This is a genomic window from Mesorhizobium sp. M6A.T.Ce.TU.002.03.1.1 (genome assembly GCF_003997275.1).
GTDB lineage: Bacteria > Pseudomonadota > Alphaproteobacteria > Rhizobiales > Rhizobiaceae > Mesorhizobium > Mesorhizobium mediterraneum.
Window position 1 is genome coordinate 1 of sequence record NZ_RZTI01000263.1, and the last position, 2260, is coordinate 2260.

Annotated in this window: 5 protein-coding genes; all 5 read left to right on the forward strand. The window is 63.1% G+C overall.

What is annotated here, in order from left to right; translation table 11 throughout:
• The first annotated feature begins 47 nt into the window (after positions 1-47).
• Positions 48-455, forward strand: a complete 408-nt coding sequence (locus tag EOC93_RS33300) for a DUF559 domain-containing protein (RefSeq protein ID WP_127206733.1) — start codon at positions 48-50, stop codon at positions 453-455.
• A complete protein-coding gene (locus EOC93_RS33305) occupies positions 452-838 on the forward strand; it encodes a VOC family protein (RefSeq protein WP_095483162.1) in 387 nt (128 codons plus the stop codon). The genes EOC93_RS33300 and EOC93_RS33305 overlap by 4 nt, the downstream gene beginning before the upstream one ends.
• 6 nt (positions 839-844) lie before the next feature.
• Positions 845-1336: a GFA family protein gene (locus EOC93_RS33310; RefSeq protein ID WP_095483293.1), complete on the forward strand. Its 492-nt coding sequence runs from the start codon at positions 845-847 to the stop codon at positions 1334-1336.
• Positions 1333-1809, forward strand: coding sequence for a GFA family protein (locus tag EOC93_RS33315; RefSeq protein ID WP_126107160.1), 477 nt, complete (start codon positions 1333-1335; stop codon positions 1807-1809). The genes EOC93_RS33310 and EOC93_RS33315 overlap by 4 nt, the downstream gene beginning before the upstream one ends.
• Positions 1806-2260, forward strand: a 455-nt coding sequence (locus tag EOC93_RS33320; RefSeq protein WP_127206734.1) for an alpha/beta fold hydrolase, incomplete at its 3' end; no start/stop codon positions are given. The genes EOC93_RS33315 and EOC93_RS33320, both read left to right, overlap by 4 nt.

A 2260-nucleotide genomic window follows, 5' to 3' on the forward strand; every position in this document is an offset into this window, starting at 1 on the left:
CCCTTGAGGGGGGAGATGGCCGGCAGGCCAGAGGGGGGCGCACTGCGATGACACATTTCCCGGTACCCGCCAACAACCGCAGCAATGCGCGCAAGATGCGCAGGGCTATGACCGACGCCGAGCTGAAGCTTTGGAATGAGATTAGAGCGCACTGGCTGATGGGACTAGCCTTCAGGCGCCAGATGCCTATCGCCGGCTACATCGTCGATTTCGCCTGCCCCACCAAAAGGTTGATCGTCGAACTCGACGGCTCTCAGCACGCTCGGGCCGAAGCTTCGGCATCCGACGCTGCGAGAACAGCTAAGCTTGAGGCGCTGGGCTGGACCATCCTGCGCTTCTGGAACGACGACGTCATCCGCGATATCGACAATGTCTGCCAGCACATCGTGGTCGAGGCCGGTCTGGCCCGTGCCGAAATGCCGGCCGACGAACATAGGAGGGAGGCAGTTCCATGATCGATCATCTCGGCATCACCGTTTCCGATTTTGACACCTCCAAGGCCTTTTACGACAAGGCGATGGCGCCGCTCGGTGCGTCACTCCTCTACATGGTGCCGCAGGAATATACCGGCGGCGCCAAGGTCGGGGGCTATGGCCGCGACCGGCCGGTGTTCTGGCTGCATGCCGGCAAGGACAAGCCGAAGGACCGCCAGCACGTCGCTTTCACCGCGCGCAGCCGCGCCGAGGTCGATGCCTTCCACTCAGCCGCCATCGCCGCCGGCGGCAAGGACAACGGCGCGCCGGGCCTGCGTCCGCACTATCATGCGAACTATTATGGCGCCTTTGTCTTCGATCCCGACGGCAACAATGTCGAAGCCGTCTGCCATGTTCCGGAGTGATCGATGATGAGCCTCGACAACAGACCGGTCTACACAGGCGGTTGCCAGTGCGGCGCCGTGCGCTTCCGTATCGAAGGCGCTCTGGGTGACGCCTCCGTGTGCCATTGCCGCATGTGCCAGAAGGCGAGCGGCAATTTCTACCTGCCGCTGGTGTCCGTGCGTGACGCAAAACTCGACTGGACGCGCGGTGAGCCCAAACGCTTCCGCTCGTCCAATGCCGCATTGCGCGGTTTTTGTGCCGATTGCGGCACGCCGCTGACCTTCGAGGCGCCCGACGGCATCGCGCTCGCCATCGCCGCCTTCGACGACCCGGAGGAGATCGCGCCGACCATCCAATGGGGCATCGAAGCAAAACTCCCCTATGTGGATCACATCCACGAATTGCCCGGCGAGGACACGATGGCCGACGTCTCGTCGGCCTCCTATCTTGCCGATCTCGTCTCTTACCAGCATCCCGACCACGACACCGAACAATGGCCGCCGGAGGAAAGATCATGACCGAAACCGTTCGAACCGGCGGCTGCCAGTGCGGCGCCGTCCGTTTCCGTATCCGTGGGGCACTCGGGCGCCCGTCCATCTGCCATTGCCGCATGTGCCAGAAACAGTTCGGTTCCTTCTTCGGCGCGCTGGTGACGGTGCCGAAGGACGGCGTCGAATGGGTCCGTGAGGAGCCGAGTTATTTCCAGTCGTCTGTCAACATCGATCGCGGCTTCTGCGCCCGATGCGGCACGCCGCTGACCTACAGGCAGCCCGGCGGGCTCGAGATCGCTATCGGCGCTTTCGACGACCGTTCCGACCTCGCACCGCAGATCCAGGTCAATTACGCCGCGCGGCTGCCCTGGGTGGAGAAGATCTTCGACGCGCCAGTCCACGAGGATCCTGACTACTACACCCGGCAGGAATCGATCATCTCCTTCCAGCATCCGGATCACGAGACGGCCAACTGGCCGCAGCAGGGCCTGAAATTATGAGCAGTGAACTCCGCAACCTCTATCCCGAGATCGAGGCCTTCGAGTCCGGCATGCTTGATGTAGGCGACGGCCATCAGGTCTATTGGGAGCGTTCCGGCACAAGGGGTGCCAAGCCGGCTGTGTTCCTGCACGGCGGACCGGGCGGCACCATTTCGCCGAAGCATCGGCGGCTGTTCGATCCTAAGCTTTACGACGTCATCCTGTTCGACCAGCGCGGCTGCGGAAAATCGACGCCGAACGCCTCGCTCGAGGCCAACACCACTTGGCATCTGGTCGCCGACATCGAGCGCCTGCGCGACATGGGCGGCTTCGACAAATGGCTGGTGTTCGGTGGCTCGTGGGGCTCGACGCTGGCGCTGGCCTATGCCGAGACACATCCCGAGCGGGTCAGCGAATTGGTCGTGCGCGGCATTTACACGCTGACGCGCGCGGAGCTCGAATGGTATTACCA

What these genes read in the sequence shown, in the direction of transcription:
- EOC93_RS33300 (WP_127206733.1), top strand. Translation starts at nt 48, where the DNA reads ATGACACATTTCCCGGTACCCGCCAACAACCGCAGCAATGCGCGCAAG.
- EOC93_RS33305 (WP_095483162.1), top strand. Translation starts at nt 452, where the DNA reads ATGATCGATCATCTCGGCATCACCGTTTCCGATTTTGACACCTCCAAG.
- EOC93_RS33310 (WP_095483293.1), top strand. Translation starts at nt 845, where the DNA reads ATGAGCCTCGACAACAGACCGGTCTACACAGGCGGTTGCCAGTGCGGC.
- EOC93_RS33315 (WP_126107160.1), top strand. Translation starts at nt 1,333, where the DNA reads ATGACCGAAACCGTTCGAACCGGCGGCTGCCAGTGCGGCGCCGTCCGT.